Source organism: Gluconobacter morbifer G707 (assembly GCF_000234355.1).
GTDB lineage: Bacteria > Pseudomonadota > Alphaproteobacteria > Acetobacterales > Acetobacteraceae > Gluconobacter > Gluconobacter morbifer.
The window spans coordinates 1,014,213-1,032,376 of sequence record NZ_AGQV01000001.1 but is presented as its reverse complement, the minus strand read 5'-3'; the positions used below and the strand labels follow the sequence as shown (position 1 = coordinate 1,032,376).

Annotated in this window: 10 protein-coding genes and 2 pseudogenes; 8 read left to right on the top strand and 4 right to left on the bottom strand. The window is 54.4% G+C overall.

From position 1 onward, the window contains the following. Positions 1 to 52 precede the first annotated feature (52 nt). Positions 53 to 1,270 (bottom strand): MFS transporter, encoded by a 1,218-nt coding sequence (locus GMO_RS04630; protein WP_008851141.1) that lies wholly within the window; start codon positions 1,268 to 1,270, stop codon positions 53 to 55. Positions 1,271 to 1,709: 439 nt separating this feature from the next. Here GMO_RS04630 and GMO_RS04625 point away from each other — a divergent pair, with 439 nt between their 5' ends. From GMO_RS04625 to GMO_RS04615, 3 genes are read left to right on the top strand one after another with little or no spacing between them, the layout of a single operon-like run. Beyond that, entirely contained in the window at positions 1,710 to 4,907 is a 3,198-nt protein-coding gene (locus GMO_RS04625; RefSeq protein WP_040507479.1) for an efflux RND transporter permease subunit, read from the top strand. Continuing rightward, entirely contained in the window at positions 4,907 to 6,124 is a 1,218-nt protein-coding gene (locus GMO_RS04620) for an efflux RND transporter periplasmic adaptor subunit (RefSeq protein ID WP_008851139.1), read from the top strand. Before GMO_RS04625 ends, GMO_RS04620 begins: the two co-directional genes overlap by 1 nt. Further along, positions 6,124 to 7,755 (top strand): efflux transporter outer membrane subunit, encoded by a 1,632-nt coding sequence (locus GMO_RS04615; protein WP_008851138.1) that lies wholly within the window; start codon positions 6,124 to 6,126, stop codon positions 7,753 to 7,755. The genes GMO_RS04620 and GMO_RS04615 overlap by 1 nt, the downstream gene beginning before the upstream one ends. A 74-nt stretch (positions 7,756 to 7,829) precedes the next feature. Here the strand turns inward: GMO_RS04615 and GMO_RS04610 are convergent, their stop codons facing one another. Continuing rightward, positions 7,830 to 8,780, bottom strand: coding sequence for a ketopantoate reductase family protein (locus GMO_RS04610; RefSeq protein ID WP_008851137.1), 951 nt, complete (start codon positions 8,778 to 8,780; stop codon positions 7,830 to 7,832). Between the two features lie 132 nt (positions 8,781 to 8,912). On the opposite strand from GMO_RS04610, the gene GMO_RS04605 reads away from it, so the two are divergent. Then, positions 8,913 to 11,057: a TonB-dependent receptor gene (locus tag GMO_RS04605; protein ID WP_008851136.1), complete on the top strand. Its 2,145-nt coding sequence runs from the start codon at positions 8,913 to 8,915 to the stop codon at positions 11,055 to 11,057. A gap of 198 nt (positions 11,058 to 11,255) precedes the next feature. On the opposite strand, the gene GMO_RS04600 is transcribed toward GMO_RS04605, so the two are convergent. Further along, a complete protein-coding gene (locus GMO_RS04600) occupies positions 11,256 to 12,263 on the bottom strand; it encodes a hypothetical protein (RefSeq protein ID WP_008851134.1) in 1,008 nt (335 codons plus the stop codon). A 317-nt stretch (positions 12,264 to 12,580) separates the two neighbouring features. Here GMO_RS04600 and GMO_RS04595 point away from each other — a divergent pair, with 317 nt between their 5' ends. Continuing rightward, on the top strand, positions 12,581 to 12,895 hold the full coding sequence (locus GMO_RS04595; RefSeq protein ID WP_040507477.1) for a hypothetical protein: 315 nt from the start codon (positions 12,581 to 12,583) through the stop codon (positions 12,893 to 12,895). A gap of 113 nt (positions 12,896 to 13,008) precedes the next feature. Beyond that, positions 13,009 to 13,564 (top strand): annotated as a pseudogene (locus GMO_RS14635) (transposase); the annotation flags it as partial. A gap of 458 nt (positions 13,565 to 14,022) precedes the next feature. Here the strand turns inward: GMO_RS14635 and GMO_RS13790 are convergent. Beyond that, positions 14,023 to 15,441 carry a discoidin domain-containing protein gene (locus GMO_RS13790; protein WP_175282570.1) on the bottom strand — a complete coding sequence of 473 codons (1,419 nt, stop codon included), beginning with the start codon at positions 15,439 to 15,441 and terminating at the stop codon, positions 14,023 to 14,025. A 326-nt stretch (positions 15,442 to 15,767) separates the two neighbouring features. Between GMO_RS13790 and GMO_RS04585 the strand changes: the two are divergent. Then, positions 15,768 to 16,818, top strand: a pseudogene (locus GMO_RS04585) (transposase). Positions 16,819 to 17,195: 377 nt separating this feature from the next. Further along, a complete protein-coding gene (locus tag GMO_RS04580) occupies positions 17,196 to 18,164 on the top strand; it encodes an MIP/aquaporin family protein (RefSeq protein WP_083813610.1) in 969 nt (322 codons plus the stop codon).

Sequence of the window (18,164 nt, the reverse complement as noted above, 5' to 3'; positions counted from 1 at the left end):
CCTGCCCGATCTGACTGCCATCAAACCATCAGCATCGAAGCAGGCAGGTTTTTCAGGCTGCCTGGGAACGATGCGTCTCCGGCATGGCGAAAAGGAACAGCAGGGCAACGGCAATCCCGGTGACCGCCAGAGCCACGAACGCCGTGTTGAAACCGTATGAAGAGGTCAGCATACCGCTGACGACATTCGACAGGAGCGCCCCAATCGTTCCCAGCCCGAGGCCCAGCCCGATCAGGAGGTTCCGCCGGCCGCTATTGGCCGCAAGATCGGCAAGAATGGCGTAAAACAGCACGAGAATGATACCGGACGACAGACCGTCGAGAATCTGCGCCATGACCAGCACCGGCCAGTCCGCACTGATCACGATGAGAGCATCCCGGAGGGGCTGGACGCCAAGGGCCAGAAAAAACAGCGGCTTGCGGGGCCACTGCCCTGCATAGCGTCCAACAACATATGCAACAGGCGCCATCGTGACCTGCGCCACCACGATACAGAGTGCCGTCAGAGAAGACGGATCTCCAAAGTGGAAGAAGGCATGGCGCTCTATCATCAGAGGGACCGTGGCACCATTCGACAGATTAAACAAAAGATAGCAGAGGAAAAAGACAATCAGCCTCTGATCGGCCAACAGTCTGAGAATGGTTTTCCCCATCTTTTCCTGCGGCGCAGAAGATTTCCCCTCCTGCTCGGGTTCATCCGCCTTGGGCGTCAGCAGAAAAACCAGCAGCATGCTGATACCGGCCAGCCCTCCAATGCCCCACAGGGGAGCCAGCGGGCCAAGACTTTTGCCAAGGACGCTCATGGAGCAGCCGACCGAGGCATTTCCGAGATGGTTGAAGGATTCATTGCGGCCCATACGGGCGACATATCCGTCCGCACCCGCCGTATGATGGCTGATAGCCGCGATAATGGGAGAAAACAGTGCCCCTGCCCCGCCTGCCACGAAATGCGCCAGCACGATCGGCCAGAAGACCGGCACCCATGCGATTGTCATGACGGCCAGAAGCGTCACCACGCAGCACCCGCCCAGCAGGAGACGCCTCGCGGAGAAAACATCGAGAACAAACCCGCCAACAAGCCGGGACAGGACAGCCCCCGCTCCGCCCGAAGCCACGGCAAGCCCGATATTGCTGGATGACCATCCGCCACTTGCCAGAAAAGCTGTCAGGAAGGCGCCAAGATTATCCTGAACGTCCGCCAGCAGAAAACTCAGACCATCCAGCGAAAAATCATCCTGCCGTTCATGGGTCCGAGCTCTGTTTTCGGGCATGCCGCCTCCTCTGGTCCGTTTCAACAAGACATCAGCAGTCCAAAACTGCCCGTTCCTGTCCTGAACGGCTGAACAGGCTTTCCGTTACAGAATTTTGAAACTGATCACTCAGGAATATCCTCCTGCAGCGGTTCGCTCGCTGCCCTACCCCACAAATCGTGCAGGAAAACCACCGGAATCTGGGTCCGAAAGCACCGGCTACCGCCCGATACCCAGATAGGAAAATTGTCTGTCAGGGTGATTTGCGGACGCCACACCAGCGCGCATGGGATAGATAAGTAATAATAAATTTATATTTGTATAATTTTACTTATATTAAAATTAATGCTGGCTTTATAAATATTATGAAATGAATCATGATTTAAAAGACCGAAAATAATTCAGATTATATCGTCCGGTTCCTTTCATTTCTTCGGAAACCCTTCGGGAACCCAACCTGATGAATGCCATAGTCATCACTGCGCTGAGGCGACCCCTTACCTTCGTCGTCCTGTCGATCATGATCGTGATGCTGGGCGTCATGTCCATTTTCAAGACGCCGACAGACGTCTTCCCGAACATCAACATTCCTGTCGTTTCGGTCGTCTGGACCTATGGCGGAATGCTTCCAGAGCAGTTCGCGGGACGCATCATCTACAATTACGAACTCAATGTGACCTCGACCGTCGAAGGGATCGAGCACATGGAGTCCAACTCCTATTACGGTCGCGGCATCGTCAACATCTACTTCCAGCCCGGAACCGATATCGGCCCGGCGGAAGCAGATGTCGTGGCCATTTCCCAGACTGTCATCCAGCAGCTTCCCACCCACATTCCCGCTCCGATGGTGATGCGGCTGGAAGCCTCGTCCGTTCCCGTCATTTCCCTTCAGATCACCTCTGATAAACAGACCCCTTCGGATCTGTTCAAGCTGGGCGTGATTTCGGTCCGTCCCCTGCTCGTGACGGTCCCCGGTTCCGTGGTCGCCCATCCCTATGGCGGCATGGACAGCTTCGTCATGGTCGCCCTGAACCAGGCGCAGCTCCGGGCGCATCACCTGTCCGCCATGGATGTGCAGGCCGCCATGCGCGACCAGAACATCGTCCTTCCTGCAGGCGACCAGAAGATCGATGCGACCGACTGGATGGTCCAGACCAACGCCACCCCCACCAGCATGAAAGCCATCGGGGACATCCCGGTCAAACGCGTGGGCAATGCGGTCATCTACATCCATGACGTTGCCGACGTCTATCGCGGCGGCCACCCACAGACGAACGTCGTGCTGGTCAAGGGACGCCAGGGCGTGGAAATCGTCGTCATGAAAGGTGGCGGAGCATCCACGCTGGATGTCGTCAATGGCGTGAAAAACCTGCTCCCCCGCCTGCGGCGCATCCTGCCACCGGACGTCAAGGTATCGGTTCTGACGGACGCCTCCACGTTCGTGAAGGATTCCATCCAGGACGTGGTCCGTGAAATGGTGACGGCCGCCGTGCTGACCGGCCTTGTCGTCCTGCTGTTCCTGGGGTCGTGGCGTTCGACCGTCATTATCGCCACCTCTATCCCACTGGCCATCCTGTGCTCGATCATCGGCCTCGGATGGGCCGGGCAGTCCATCAATGTCATGACGCTGGGTGGTCTGGCGCTGGCCGTGGGCATCCTCGTTGATGACGCCACAGTCATGATCGAGAACATCGACACCCATCTGGAGATGGGCAAGGACCTCGAAGCCGCCATCATCGACGCGGCCAACCAGATTGTGATCGCCACCTTCGTTTCGACCACCTGCATCTGCATTGTCTGGCTGCCCCTGTTCGAACTGGATGGCGTGGCCGGCTTCCTGTTCCGCCCAATGGCCATGGCCATCATGTTCGCCATGATCGCCTCCTTCATCCTGTCGCGGACCCTGGTTCCGACCATGGCGAAGTACCTGATGGCCGGGCATGTCCACAGCGGCCTGCATGGTGAAGAACATGAAGCCTTTCACATGGACCAGACGGTCGCCGGCGGTCCGCGGAAAGGTATCCTCGGCCGTTTCCAGCAGGGCTTCGAGCATCGTTTCACCCGTTTCCGCGAAGGATACGGAACCTTTCTGGCGCGCTGCGTGGAACGGCGGAATGTCTTCGTCGGCGTTTTCTTCGGCGTGTCCGTCCTCTCGCTGGGGCTTTATGCCACGGCCGGACGCGATTTCTTCCCGGAAACGAAATCCGGAATGCTGCAGATGCACATGCGCACCCCGATCGGAACGCGCATCGAGGTCGCAGGCCGCATTGCCGCCCTTGTTGACGACCGCATCCATCAGGATTTCCCCGGCAAGGTTGAGGACATCATCAGCAACTGCGGCCTGCCGGAAGGCCCGCATAACCAGGCATTTATTCCGACACCAACCATCGGCACGCAGGACTGCGACCTCACCATCACGCTGAAAAACGAGGAAACGCCGGTCTGGGATTATCGCCGCCTGCTGCGCAAGGACCTCTCGGCCCGCTTCCCGGGAACGGTCTTCACGTTCCAGCCTGCGGATCTGACAGCCAAGATCCTGAACTTCGGCGCCCCGTCGCCGATTGATGTCCAGATCTCCGGCCCGGATATCCGTCAGAATTATGCCTATGCCCGTTCGATCATCAGCAGGCTGCGGCATATTCCCGGCGCAGCAGACGTCGTCATCCAGCAGAGCATGACCACTCCGACGCTCATGGTGAGAGGCAACCGGACCTTCAGCCAGGCCACCGGCCTGACGGAAGCCGATCTCGCCAATAACGAGCTCATGGCCCTGTCCGGCAGCTCAACCGTCGATCCGCAATACTGGCTGGACCCCAGCAACAACGTGACGTTCCCGCTGAACGTCTATGTCTCGCAGGACCAGCTGACCCACCTGTCGGATCTGCTGACCATTCCCGTGGACAAGGGAGACGGTGACCCCAGCGGCACCCAGACCCAGCTTCTGGGCGCCATCAGCACCGTGAAAGCCACCGGCACGCCGGGTGAAGTCTCGCATTACAACTCCATGCCGGACATCGACATCTACGTCTCGGCGGAAGGAACCGATCTTGGCGGCGTGCTGGACGGCGTCCATCGGGTCCTGAAGGACACAGCGTCATCCGTCCCCGCTTCCGCCGCCGTGGATGTACGTGGACAGGCGACGACGATGCACGGCGCCTATAACCAGCTTGTCTTCGGGCTCGCCGTTTCCGTAGTGCTGATCTACCTGCTGATCGTGGTGAACTTTCAGTCCTGGCTGGACCCGTTCATCATCATCACGGCACTTCCCGGCGCGCTGGCCGGCATTGCCTGGGCGCTCTTCCTGACCGGAACGCGCCTCTCCGTCCCGGCCCTGACAGGGGCGATCATGTGCATGGGAACGGCAACGGCCAATTCCATCCTCGTAGTCTCCTTCGCCCGTGAACGCATCGAGGAACACGGCGACGCCCTGAAAGCCGCCGTGGAAGCGGGATACGGACGTATCCGCCCCGTCATCATGACCGCCCTCGCCATGGTGGTCGGCATGATCCCGATGGCCATCTCCAATTCCACCAACGCCCCGCTCGGACGGGCCGTCATCGGAGGCCTCATCGTGGCAACCGTCTCCACCCTGCTCTTTGTCCCCTGTGTCTACGCCATCCTCCATAACCGTCCGTCGCGCCAGAAGGAGACAGTCTGATGGCCTCCACGTCTCGTAAATTCATCCTTGCCGCAGGGGCCAGCGCGTTCGGTCTCTACGTCCTCTTCCTCGTCGCCGGACACGTCCATGCGGTCAGCGCACTGCGGGCAGAGACCGATGCCGCCGCCATCCCCGACGTGGCGGTCGTCTCCCCCCACCGGGTTGCGCCAAAGGTGGCTCTGACGCTGCCGGGAAACATCGACGCTTGGTATCAGGCCCCGATCTATCCTCAGGTCTCGGGTTACGTGAAGATGTGGTACGCCGATTACGGCGCGCATGTTCACAAGGGCGACGTTCTGGCGGAGATCAACGCTCCCGCCCTCGATGCGGAATACGCACAGGCAAAGGCGAGCCTCGCCTCGGTCATGGCGAAGTACAATCTCGCTTCGGTTACCGCCAACCGCTGGCGCGCCATGGGCCGTTCACAGTCCGTCTCCGGGCAGTCCGTCTCGGTTGCAAACGCAAACGAGCAGTCCGCCAACGCCGAAGTGCAGGCCGCACAGCGCAATGTCGATCACTTCGAGGCGCTGGAGCGTTTCAAACAGATCGTCGCGCCATTTGATGGCATCGTCACCTCCCGCTCCCTCAACGTCGGAGACTACGTCAGCAGTGGCGGCGGTGGCCTGAACGCAACCGGAACCGCATCGGAACTCTTCACCGTGGCGGACACGGACAAGCTGCGTCTGTTCGTATCCGTACCGGAGGTCTTCTCATACATCCTCCAGGACGGCCTGACAGCGAAGGTTACCGTTCCGCAGTTCCAGGGACACAGTTTCAACGCCACCTATCTCACGACATCGCACGGCTATGACCCCAACACCCGCACGGCCATTGCCGAGTTTGTACTAGACAATCCGGGCCATACTCTCTGGCCGGGCACGTTCGCATCTGTCGGACTGACGGCCCGCAACACGGACGCCAATCTGTATGAAATTCCAAGCGGAAGCCTCGTCTTCGAGGAAAAGGGCATGCAGGTCGCGGTCGTGGACCAGAGCAGCCATGTCCATTACGTCAAGATCCAGGTCGGACGCATGGCGGACAGCTCCACGGAAGTCCTGAGCGGCATCAAGCCAACGGACCGCATCATCAACAACCCGCCTGCGGATCTTCTGGACGGTGACGCGGTGCACGTCGTCACACCCGCCCGTGGCTACAACGAAAGCGGTTTCCAGTCGGAAGATACCCCTGATTCCTCCGATGACGACGGGAGTGAGTGATGCTGATGACCACGTTCCGGCGCATGGGTCTCGCCTGCGGATCGGCGCTGTCCCTTCTGGGGCTTTCCGCCTGCGATCTCGCCCCCGCCTATCACCAACCAAACTTCGTCATCCCCGGCAACTGGCAGGGGCAGGCTCCTTTCGCGATTGCCACGCCGGCTGATACGGCTTTGCCGGAAGACTGGTGGACCATGTTTCATGATCCCCTGCTGAACGATCTCGAAAGCCGCGCAACCTCCGACAACGGAGACATCCAGGCCGCGGCGGAACGCTTCATACAGGCGCGGGCGCTTGTCGTGGCGGCGCGGTCCGAACTGCTGCCACATGCGAGCCTCGCCGCCGGAGCCTCCGACAACAAACAGTCGGCCGACCGTCTTTTCCGGAACGGTGCCACCCTGACCCAGACGGATGAGGATTATGGCGGCCTGGCCTCCTGGGAGCCGGACTTCTGGTCGTCCATCCGAAACCGCGTCCGGGCCCAGAAGCAGTTCGCGCAGGAACGGGCAGCCAATTTCGCCATGGCCCGCCTGAGCACACAGGCCGAACTGGCACGCGATTATATTCAGATCCGTGGATATGACGCGCAGGATGCCGTTTATGAACAGTCCATCAACTATTATCAGCGCGCCATTCGCATCACGGAAAATCAGGTGCAGAACCAGGCCGCTCCACGTCTCGATCTGGCACGCGCACAGGCACAGCTCTACACGACGCAGGCCGCAAGACTGGACATCCAAGCCGCCCGGCAGGTCACGGAACACGCCATTGCCGTCCTGACAAACTCATCGCCTTCCAGCTTCCACATCCCTGCTATGCCGACATTCAGCCTCTTCGCGCCGTCAATTCCCAGCGGCGTTCCCTCGGCCCTGCTTCAGAGACGGCCTGATATTGCCGCCTCGGAACGCAGAATGGCACAGGCCAACCGTGACATCGGCATCGCGCGCGCGGCATTCTATCCTCATATCGCCCTCAAACTGGATGGCGGGTTCCAGGCCAATGGCTTTGATCTCGCCAATCTGGCCAATTCCCTCTGGACTTACGGCGCCACGCTGAACATGCCGCTGTTCGATGGAGGTCTGCGCCGCGCGGAACTTCAGAGAAGCTGGTCCGCCTATCGCGAAACACGGGACGAATATCGCATGAAGGTCCTGTCCGCTTTCCGGGAAGTGGAAGACGGCCTGTCCCTGACCAATCGTCTTGCGCGGGAAAACGAGGCGCTGGAAGCCGCCGTCAAAGCCAATCTCGCAACCCAGAACATGACTATGACCCTCTATCAGGGCGGGGTCGGAACGTATCTGGAAGCCATTGTCAGTCAGGAAAATACACTTGAGAGCCGTATCCATCAGGTCGAAGTCGCCACACGGCTCTTCAGGGCCGACGTGGATCTGATCCGCAGCCTGGGTGGCGGCTGGACCACCCGGAACCTGCCGACGATGGATCAGACCCTATCCATCCAGCCCCTGCAGTATGACGGTCTTCATCACCCGAAACCGGCAGGAGACGTTACGACATCCCAGCATCCGGAAAGGTTTGAAAACCTTGCCTCTCCGGCCCCCGCTGTCCCGGGACGGGGAGGCAGCAACGCGCTGCCATCCCTCCCCATGGATTCTCCTCAGAACAACACACCCTGAACTGGCAACAGGGGGTAGGCTGACGTTTCAGCTCTGCCTCCCTGTCCCTCCGGGTTTCTCTCTGAATCCCCGGATCAGCCAGCATCCTGATGCCGGGTTTCAAGGATCTTCAGGACGCTCACAAGCGTCTGATTGACCGGCGTAGGCACGTCCAGCGCTTTCCCCATCCGCACGACATAGCCGTTCAGGAAGTCGATTTCAGTCGGCCTGCGGCGAATCATGTCCTGCGCCATGGATGATTTCTGCTTCGGCATGATCCTGCCAATCTCCAGAACCTTCTCCAGCATGTCCGCAGGAAGTGAAATCCCACAGGCTGCCGCAACGCACAGACATTCCCGCACGATATCTGCCATGACCTCCCGCACATCCACAATCTCCAGCAACGGCCCGTAAGACATCGGACCGACAGCCGAAAGCGCATTGCAGGCGCAGTTGATGACCAGCTTGCTCCATAATGCCACCTGGATGTCTTCGGTCACGGTGGTTGGCAGCCCGACCTCACTCAACCGTCGCGCAAGCTCCGGACTGCTGTCAGACGCGCCGATCAGCAGCCTTTTCCCACCCCGATGCAGAACATGCCCTGGCCCCGTCATTTCCACAGCGATATAAACGATCGCGGGAATAACAGGCCGACCGGTGATGTCTTCGAGAAGGGCACTGTTCCCCATGCCATTCTGAAGACTGACAATCACCGTATCCGCTTTCAGGGCAGGACGGATCATCCTGCCAGCCTCCGCCGTATCGGTGCATTTCACACAGACCAGCACGAGATCGGACTGCGGTAGCCGGGAAGCTTCCGTCACGGCACGGAGCTGCACGGTTTTTCGAAAACCCTGTCCTTCCAGCAGCAGACCGCGACTGTTGATCGCATCAACATGGGCGCTGCGTCCCAGCAGAACGACATCATGCCCCGCCAGCGCGAGCAGACCACCGACATGGCATCCGACCGCGCCTGCTCCGATCACCGATATCTGCATCTTTTCCTTCTCCTCCAGCACCCGCACGCGATAACATTCCACGTCCATGGAGATAACCGGACTGTGTCCTTCCTGCCACGCAGTTTCCAGACATCGAGAGCAGACACGTTTTCAGGTTGTTATGTTATAACATTTACAGATAGAAAGACTCAGTTCTCTCTATCAATTCCGAGCACCGACATGCGTTTTTACGGCACCACGCGTTTTTTTCTTCTCTGCACGATTGCCCTTGTTCCGCTGTCTGGCTCCCTCCAGGCCCAGACCGCCTCCGGTTCGCCATCCGCTGACAAAACAACAGCGGATGACAATACGGATTCAACACGTTCCAACTTCGAACGGAAGAAATCGAACCGTAAAACAACCGTAACGGAAGCCAGTCGTCAGGGTGAAGACGATATCCGCGTGAATGCCCATCTCGAAGACGCGCGGGACGAACTTCAGTCTTCCACCGGCGCAACACGGTACAGCTTCTCCCGCAAGAATATCGAAACCATTCCTGGTGGCGACAATGCCGCCCTCAATCAGGTGCTCCTTCAGGCTCCCGGTGTTGCACAGGACAGTTACGGGCAGATCCATATCCGCGGCGACCATAATGAAGTCCAGTTCCGTCTGGACGGCGTCATGCTTCCGGAAGGCATGAGCGTTTTCGGCCAGAGCCTCATGACGCGCTTCGCGCATTCGATGGCCCTGACAACCGGAGCGCTTCCCAGTGAATACGGCTTTCTCCAGGCCGGCGTCATCGACATCAATACCAAGAACGGTTTTTCGGATGCCGGGGGTACCGCCTCGATTTACGGCGGCGCACGCGACTACTTCTTTCCTTCCCTTCAGTATGGCGGGCACAAGGGAAAGTGGGACTGGTTCGCAACGGGAGATTTCGTTCACAACCGCGTCGGCATCGAGAATACGACACCAAAATTCAACGCATTGCATGATCTGACTAATCAGTACCATTTCCTCGGACACGCCCGCTACACCGCGGACGAAAACACGCGGATCAGCCTTACGGCCGGCGTTTCCAATGCGGAATATCAGCTTCCCAACAATCCCGGGCAGCAGAGACAGTTCGCCAATCCATCCTTTGCCGGAAGCGGTCTGGCCCAGTCCTTGGACGGAAGCACGGACAGCAGTGCACTGAACGAACACCAGAAGGAAATCACGGACTTCGGCATCCTGTCGTTGCAGAAGGAAATGGGCAAGGTCAGCCTCCAGACCTCCGCCGTCGTCCGCTACAGTTCCCTGCGCTATTCCCCGGACCCTGTCGGTGACCTGGTTTATAACGGGATCGCCCAGCGCGCCGCACGGTCCGTTTTTTCCAGCGGCAACCAGACCGATGGAACATGGCGCGCCGCTCCGGATCATACGGTCCGCTTCGGATACCAGATCTATGTCGAGCGTAATGTCTCCAAGTCGGATTCAACCGTCTTCCCGGAGAGTGGAACGGATGCCGAGGGCAACCCCGTCTATTCCGCCACGCCCGAAACCATTCACGACGGCTCCGGGCGCACCGGCTGGATGTACGGTCTCTACGCCCAAGATGAATGGCGCCCTCTGCGGAACCTGACCATCAATTATGGCCTGCGCTTTGATGGCGTGGATGAATACACACACGCCAAACAGGTCAGCCCACGCCTGAACATCGTCTATCACCCATGGAAGGGGGGGACGCTCCACGCCGGCTATTCCCGCTACTTCACCCCGCCGCCATTTGAAGTCGTCGGTGGAACATCGTTCTACAAATTCGCCAATACATCGGCAGCCCCTGGGACGTTCCAGAACAGCATGGTCAAGGCCGAACGGGATCACTACTTCGATGCCGGCTTCGCCCAGACCCTTCTGCCTGGCTGGCACGCATCCTTCGATGCCTACGTCAAACTTGCCAAAAACATGATTGATGAAGGCCAGTTCGGCTCACCTGTCATCCTGTCCGCCTTCAACTATCGGCGCGGTCAGGTCAACGGTTACGAATTTGCAACCGACTATACCCGTGGCCCCATCACCCTGTACGGCAATTTTTCCTGGTCCCGTGCCATCGGCAAGGATATCACGACGGCCCAGTGGAACTTCGATCCGGATGATCTCTCCTATATCCGCCAGCACTGGATCCATCTGGACCATGACCAGCGCTGGACGGCGTCCGCTGGTGGCAGCTACACGATCTTCCACAAGACGGATCACCCCCTGATGCTGTCCGCCACCATGGTTTATGGAAGCGGCCTACGTGCTGACGGCCTCGTCCCGAACGGAGATTCCGTCCCGCAATACGCCACCTTCAATCTGGCGATCGTTCAGTCTTTCAAAACCTGTTCCATGTCCCTTACCTGAAAGGCACACAGGTCCGTCTGGACGTAACCAACCTCTTTGACCGCACGTATCTGATCCGTGACGGCAGCGGCATCGGCGTGGGCGCCCCACAATATGGACTGCGGCGCACGATCCTGACCGGCATCCAGCAACAGTTCTGACGCTGTCAGGCTCTGCAAAAAAGACCTGCATCCACCACAAGATGCAGGTCCTGCGCTGTCAGGGCGTATTTTCAGGCGATTGTCCGCCCCGACTGCAACGCCGGGGCAGATAGGAAATGACCCGGTCCAGCATGAGCGTTTTTTCTTCACGCAGCATCCGGTCAAGAGCAGTCGCCACATAGGCACGGGCCTGACGCTTGATGACATTGGCCTCCCTGTGCGTCAGGTCAGTGCCCTCCATCTCATGCACCAGATCGGCCAGCGTCATGCGTCTCCTGAAGGCAATTTCAGTCATGCGGAATGCAAAGCTGTTTTCCAGAGGTTCAAACTGGACACGGCCAAATACCGTTCTGCAGGCCTCAAGTTCTTTCTGGAGCGCTCGATAATCCTGAACGGTTTCATCATCGCTCCAGCCGTGAAAATACTTCTGGATCCACGGTCTGAGTCGGGCATGTTCTTCCATGGCATGAAGTGTCTCTTCCGTCACAACGGGATCACGGTCCTGCTGCGCCCTGATGAGACGTCCCTGTAACCAGGCATGGGGAAAATCCTGAAAGACTTTTCCCGTCCAGCGCAGCAGCCCGTCTCCTCCCAGAACACCAACGCGAAACCCCTTTTTGCCATCCACGCCGAAAAAAGTCCGTCTGCCGGTTTTCCAGCCGGTTTCATGGCCCAGCAGCATGACATGTCCGCTGTCATTGGCATGAAGATAGTTCTGGCGGGTAAAGAGATCGTAAAGGGAGCAGTCCTCAACGACACGCGCCACATGAGCCTGAACATAGGCAATGAACAGGCAGGGCATGACACCCAGCACCGTATTGGGACAGAACTCGAACTGCCACCAGCGCGACATCTTGACGAGATGAAACGCCAGTTCGTTCCGGAGCTGCGTCAGACCGATCGTCCGGTCACCAGCCTCGCAAAGCGCCTGTACGGCCCGGAAGCGGGTGACAAGCGTGTTGGCCTGCCCGGCAAATGATGCGCGGGGATTGAAATAATCCAGACACCGGTAAGGCCTGGATTTCTTGAGGTGCCAGCCTGCGACGCTGTCTCTCGTCTCGCTCATGACGGCTTACCTTCCCTGATGACGACATAATCCATCCGGATTCATGATAAGTGAGAACGATTATCAATATCAAATAAAATCTTTTGCACGAGTTTTCGCTTCATCGGTCCGTTTGCGCCTTCAGAGAAAACCAGAAAATGCTTTCCGACATCAAAAGAATGAAAATTCACAGTTTCGTTAGTAAACTTCTGAAATAGGCTTCAATAACAGAATTTTTATTTTTATATAGTATAGTAAATATCTCGTGACTTTCCTCATATACTTCAGTTGATTGTATGATTTGACCCAGACTTTATTCCAGCAAGGAGCATACAGTCATGAAAAAAGTACTCTACTCAATTTTCATGATGGGTCTTTTCACAGGATCGGCAATGGCTGCCGCTCCCAAGATTGATGATGCCGTTGTCAGGTCATCCCAGCAACGGACAGACAACAACTCCGTCCGTCCGGTCGCTGAAAAGGTAACAGTGACCTCAGAGGACGAGATGGAGAACTGCAACAAGGTCTGGGTCAATACCGCAACGCACGTCTATCACCTTTCCGGCAGCTTCTGGTACGGCAGCACCGCACACGGAAAATACATGTGCGAACAGGACGCCAAGCGGACAGGAAACACAGCGGGTCAATTCTGATCTATCTGACCACCCCCACTTTCGTTCAGCCGCTTGGAGGGTTCAAAAAGCCCTTTGGTTTTTGAATAGCTCTCTGTAATTCTTTTTTTCTGTCTTGATTGGAGGGAGCTAGCATGAAGCAGCCGGGTTTCTTCGAATGTTATTGAGGACCGGCCTGTTCGGTTAAGCGGGCTTGATGATCAACTCGAAGCGTTTTCGCGGGCAGTAGATCTTGAACTGTTCCGATCCGATCTGGACGAGGCTCTGGCCCATGCGAATGGAAGAAGGCAGTCGTCCTCCGTTTGATCAGGTACCAATGTTCAGGATCCTGATGATCCAGAAGACTTTGAACAATCTCTCAGTTGAACGGAAAGGATACCCGATCAACGATTCCCTGCCCTTTGCTTTCTGGGATTCGGCCTCTCGGATCGGGCGCCTGACGCCAAAACGATCTGGCTGTTCTGCGGGCGCCTGACCCAGGCTGGCGCAATTGAAGTTCTGTTGAATCGCTTTGACGTAACCCTGAGGAATGCCGAATATCTGCCGACATTCAGTCAGATCCTGAACGCAGCACTCATAGCAGTCCTGAGGCAGCACAATACAAATGCTGAAAAGGCCGGCCTGTAGAAAGGACGCATCAAAAAAAACTGGCAGAACAAACCGTCAAAGTTATCGTACAAAAACAGGTACATCCTATAGACGCTCAGGCAGTCACCCCGTGTAATTTCTGATCTGATCTGCTGTCAGGAAGAAGTTGAGCGAATGTCCATTCCAGCCTGTGACGACATGTAATTTCATATTTATGCTGCCTTTTGTCCGTTAGATCAGTCGCCTTGGATCTCCTTTTTATCCGCAAGCTAGAAGTCGCGTGACATGCCTTTGAGATTAGGTCGCATCAATCATAACGACCTGTGGCTCTGCCTTCTTGGAAGACAGGTCACCCATCATCCGTATGAAAACACCTATGTCGCCCCAGTGTCTCCAGCAATAGCTCATACTTTCAGGGCATATCGCGCCAGAGCAGACCGTTTCGATTAACAAAGATAATCCCATTCAGGACGCAGTAGTCATCAACGCGCGCCCAAATGCATAGGAAATCAATTAACGGCCTTTAGGCTCTCCAGTTTTTGCAGTCGCACTTAAGTAGCTCATTCACCATATACATGAACTTTTTTCAAATGAAGACAGTCATCATTGGGGGTTGTAATTTTAACAAATCTTGCAAAAATATTGGGGTACAAATAAATAGTTAAATGATCATTATAGCTTCCACCAAATGATTTTTCCTCTACATGCACCAAATTCCAGCTAATTTTTTTTTCTGATCCATAAACATAAAGAGGTATACATCTATCTCTTACCAGATCATTACAATCCCTATTATAAATATCAATTCTACATATCTTGCAGACTTTCTCCAAATCAATTTCCAACCAAGGGAAAATCTCTCTACTGGTATGGAATGAATATCTCTCCACAGCACTTGAATCGACTGAATTTTTTGCAAAACCTTCTTCTTCATATTTAATATCATATTCGGAAGTGGAGCTAATTATTGCTATTTTATTTAATGACACAATTTTTTTATCTTCATTTTTCGGATGATCTGGGATTTTCCCCTCCCAAATCCCTCGTCTTAAAAAATGATCCTTGGCATCTCGATAAAATCCTCTCGCTATATCCATAGAAGCATCAAGATATCGACTTAGGTACCATGTAGGATTTACATAGGTATCATCCTCATTTTCTTTAAAAGAAAGAAATCTTGACTTAACAGCCTTCAAATCTTCTTCTGAAACATTAAAAGATTTTATTGATATTTCTTCAGAGATCGATCGCATTTTTGCTTCGGAAATACCCCCTATAAAAGGAAGTAAATAAAATACGAATCTTTCATCTCCGATAGGTAATAGGTCTATTTCTCCATGAGAGGCTGCAAAGCTATAAAATCCATACACGGGTAATATTATTTTTGAAGAATCAGACAGCCAGTTAGCAAGGAATGAAAACGTACTTATAGCTACTAGTGAATTCTTTGAACGTCTCAATACCTCGAAATCAAAGAGAGGAGATACATGGTTAATATAACGAGCATAAGGGAAATTTTCTTTGAGTTCATCACAATAAGCATTATCTTCGATCTGCCCCACAAAAACAGGCTCTAATTTTGTTTCTCTAACAATTTTTTTAATAAATTCTATCGGCAAAATGGGATACTGCCACAACCCACGCAGCAATTCTTTACTTCTAATATTTATTACTATTTCTTTTTCGGAAAAAACTATATCAGTTTCTTCTTTATTTACAAATTTCTGGCTCCAGAATTTGGGATCTCCGAAAAGAAAAATTTTCTGCAAAAAATCTGTGAAGTATACTATATCTGGATTTATTTCTTTTATTTTTTCAATAACTTCGTTAGCATTTTCAAAAGAATCATCTATTTCCAGAATATTTAATTTTTCTAACTCTTTACTATCCAGATCCTTATATTCTATCCCCCATTCCGGGAGATAAACATTTGCAAGGCGGGATTCAGGAAAAATATCTATAAAATATGATGCAGACATATATTGCATCATCCGATTACCTAGGTTTCCGAGATTGCTAACACGAAATATCATTGAAATCCCTCGAATCTAAATTTTTATTTTTCAATGTGATATTACCTTTCAAGGTAAGGTGCAAATAACCCTCTGGGGAATGGTGTTTGCGCTGCGACTAAGATCATTTCGACAAACACCCGGTGTTTGTTCTCATAGTTAGATGGTGTGCTATTTTCACCTGAATGCAAGGAAACCTTATGCGACAGATCCCTAAAGGGCTTTAAAAGCCTTCTGGTTTATGAGCATTTCCTATGATTCCATTTTTCCTGTGGTGGTTGGTAGAATGGATCATGAAGCAGTCCGATTTCTTTGATTTTGAGGAGCGCCTGGCGGGCCTGAGTGGTCTTGGTAAGTAACTCGAAGTCTTTTTCCGGACTATGGATTTTGATGTGTTCCGCCTTGACCTGGAAAAGGCTCTTGCTTATTCAGGCGGGAGCAAAAGCGGACGCCCGCCGTCCGATCGGTGCTCATGCTCCTGCTGATCCAGACATTAAATAATCTGTCCGATGAATGGGCGGAGCATTTGACCAACGATCGTCTGTCTTTCATGTACTTTCTCAGTCTGGGACTGTCGAACCGTGTGCCGGACACAAAAACGACCTCGCTATTCCATGAACACCTGCCGCAAGCCTGTGCGATTGAAAACCTATTCGATCGGTTTGACGCGAACCTGCGTGATACAGGCTATCTGCTGATGTCAGGGCAGACCCTGGACGCCGCATTGGTAACAATTCCAGAGCAGCGCAATACCAATGGTGAAACAGCGGATCTCCGGGCAGGACAAGCCGTCAAAGCTCTCCCACAAGGGCCGTCATGCGCGCTGGATACTCAAGTTCACGAAGGCCAAACGACAGCAGGACAGAATGATCCCGTCAACGGATCTCGCCATCCCGTTCTTTGGCTACAAGTTCAATATCTCTATCGACCAGAAATTCAGGCTGATTAGACAGTGGAAGACGATCGATGGGGCCGCCAGTGATAACGTGAGACTGCGAGAAAGACTGCTTGATCGAAACAATACGACGTCTGATGTCCGGGCGGATACAACTGACCGGTCAAAAACCAACATGGCCTTCATAGACAAGCAGGCTTTTGTCTCGAAGGTCCATCGCAAAAAGCCGCATTTCAAATCCATGTCTCGTCACATCCAGAGATCGAACGCAGGAAAGTCTGTCATCCGGTCCCGGGTGGAGGCATGTCTTTGCCGATCAGAAATTCCAGACTGGACTGTTCATCCGTATAGTCGAGGTAGAACGCGTCACAATGAAGATCGGACTGGCCAATATTGTCTACAACATACGCCGCTTTCTCTTCCTCGAGAAGATCAGCGCGAGCCCATAACAATCCAAGGCATAACACCTCCAACCCCATGCAGAAGAAAGCTGCGTCAGAATACGATGCAAATTTCTGATCTCCAGCAGATTGCACCCTGGTCTGTAAATAGCCCCAAGCCTTTCCGAAAAAAGACAGCAACATAACACCCAAATTTGAATACAAACCGAAATAAATAAAACTTGAACGCAAAACCGGACTCCAATCCTTATATAATGAATGACATGGAAGTCCGTCTCCTCTCTCCTCTGGCGGGCAATGACGTACAGACAGAGATAGTCATGACAGAAAATATCCCCCCGCAGAAAGATGATGTAAAAGCCTCAGAAAATCTCCAAAACGATCAGTCTACTTCCCATCATCATTCCCATTTTCATCTTCCGCATATCCGAATACCTAACATTCACTGGCCTCACTTCCATATTCATTTCCATGACCGCCCTCTGGCAGGGGAGCCACATCCTGAACGCCCTTTCCACTGGCGCCTTTATGGATGTGAAGCCGTTGCAACGGCTGTCCTGATGATTATCGGGCTTATCTGTGTCATCCTTCTCTCGGCACCAGGAACCATGGTCGCCGCCTATCTGGCGCAACATCCCATTCTTCAGACAGGTCTCTGCGGCCTCGGTTTCGGACTGGCTGGCACTGCGGCTGCCATGACGCCTTTTGGCAAGGTCAGCGGCGCCCATCTGAACCCTTCCGTGACACTTGCCTTCATGCTGTCCCGCAAGATCGTATGGATTGACGCGCTCGGCTATGCTGTCGCCCAGATCATCGGTGCCCTGACAGGCACTCTGGTCGTCTACGAGCTCGGTGCATGCTTTGCATCCTGGCGGCATCTGGCAACGGAAGCCCATTACGGAGCAACCATCCCTGATACCAATATCTCGATTATCTATGCACTTCTCTCAGAGGCCGGCGTCACAGGTCTGCTGATCATCGTGCTTTACTGGCTGGCCGCCCATCCCCGCTTCAAACGCATCACACCATGGATTGGCGGCATTTTCTTTTTTCTCATGAATCCCGTTACGGCCTGGCTTTCCGGGAACAGCGCGAATTTTGCCCGCAGCCTGGCGCCTGCCCTCTTTGCAGGCGAATGGACTAACCTCTGGGTCTACCTTCTGGGCCCATTCGCAGGATCGGCACTGGCCGTGCTGGCCATCCAGAGCGACATTTTCGGCAAGATCCATCTGCTTGAAGCCCGGCTGGTCAATTTCGGACATCATGGGCGCGTTCCCCATATGGATGACCCTCATTTCAAACATGCCCCTCCGGAGCATTATGACGCATACAAGGCGCATCTCGAGAGCATCGTGACGAACCGGGCTTCAGGACCATCAGCAGAAGCGGAGTGA

Coding starts and splice junctions, on each gene's coding strand:
- GMO_RS04610 (WP_008851137.1), bottom strand. CDS start 8,780: ATGGACGTGGAATGTTATCGCGTGCGGGTGCTGGAGGAGAAGGAAAAG.
- GMO_RS04600 (WP_008851134.1), bottom strand. CDS start 12,263: ATGAGCGAGACGAGAGACAGCGTCGCAGGCTGGCACCTCAAGAAATCC.
- GMO_RS13790 (WP_175282570.1), bottom strand. CDS start 15,441: ATGTCTGCATCATATTTTATAGATATTTTTCCTGAATCCCGCCTTGCA.
- GMO_RS04615 (WP_008851138.1), top strand. CDS start 6,124: ATGCTGATGACCACGTTCCGGCGCATGGGTCTCGCCTGCGGATCGGCG.
- GMO_RS04620 (WP_008851139.1), top strand. CDS start 4,907: ATGGCCTCCACGTCTCGTAAATTCATCCTTGCCGCAGGGGCCAGCGCG.
- GMO_RS04625 (WP_040507479.1), top strand. CDS start 1,710: ATGAATGCCATAGTCATCACTGCGCTGAGGCGACCCCTTACCTTCGTC.
- GMO_RS04630 (WP_008851141.1), bottom strand. CDS start 1,270: ATGCCCGAAAACAGAGCTCGGACCCATGAACGGCAGGATGATTTTTCG.
- GMO_RS04595 (WP_040507477.1), top strand. CDS start 12,581: ATGAAAAAAGTACTCTACTCAATTTTCATGATGGGTCTTTTCACAGGA.
- GMO_RS04605 (WP_008851136.1), top strand. CDS start 8,913: ATGCGTTTTTACGGCACCACGCGTTTTTTTCTTCTCTGCACGATTGCC.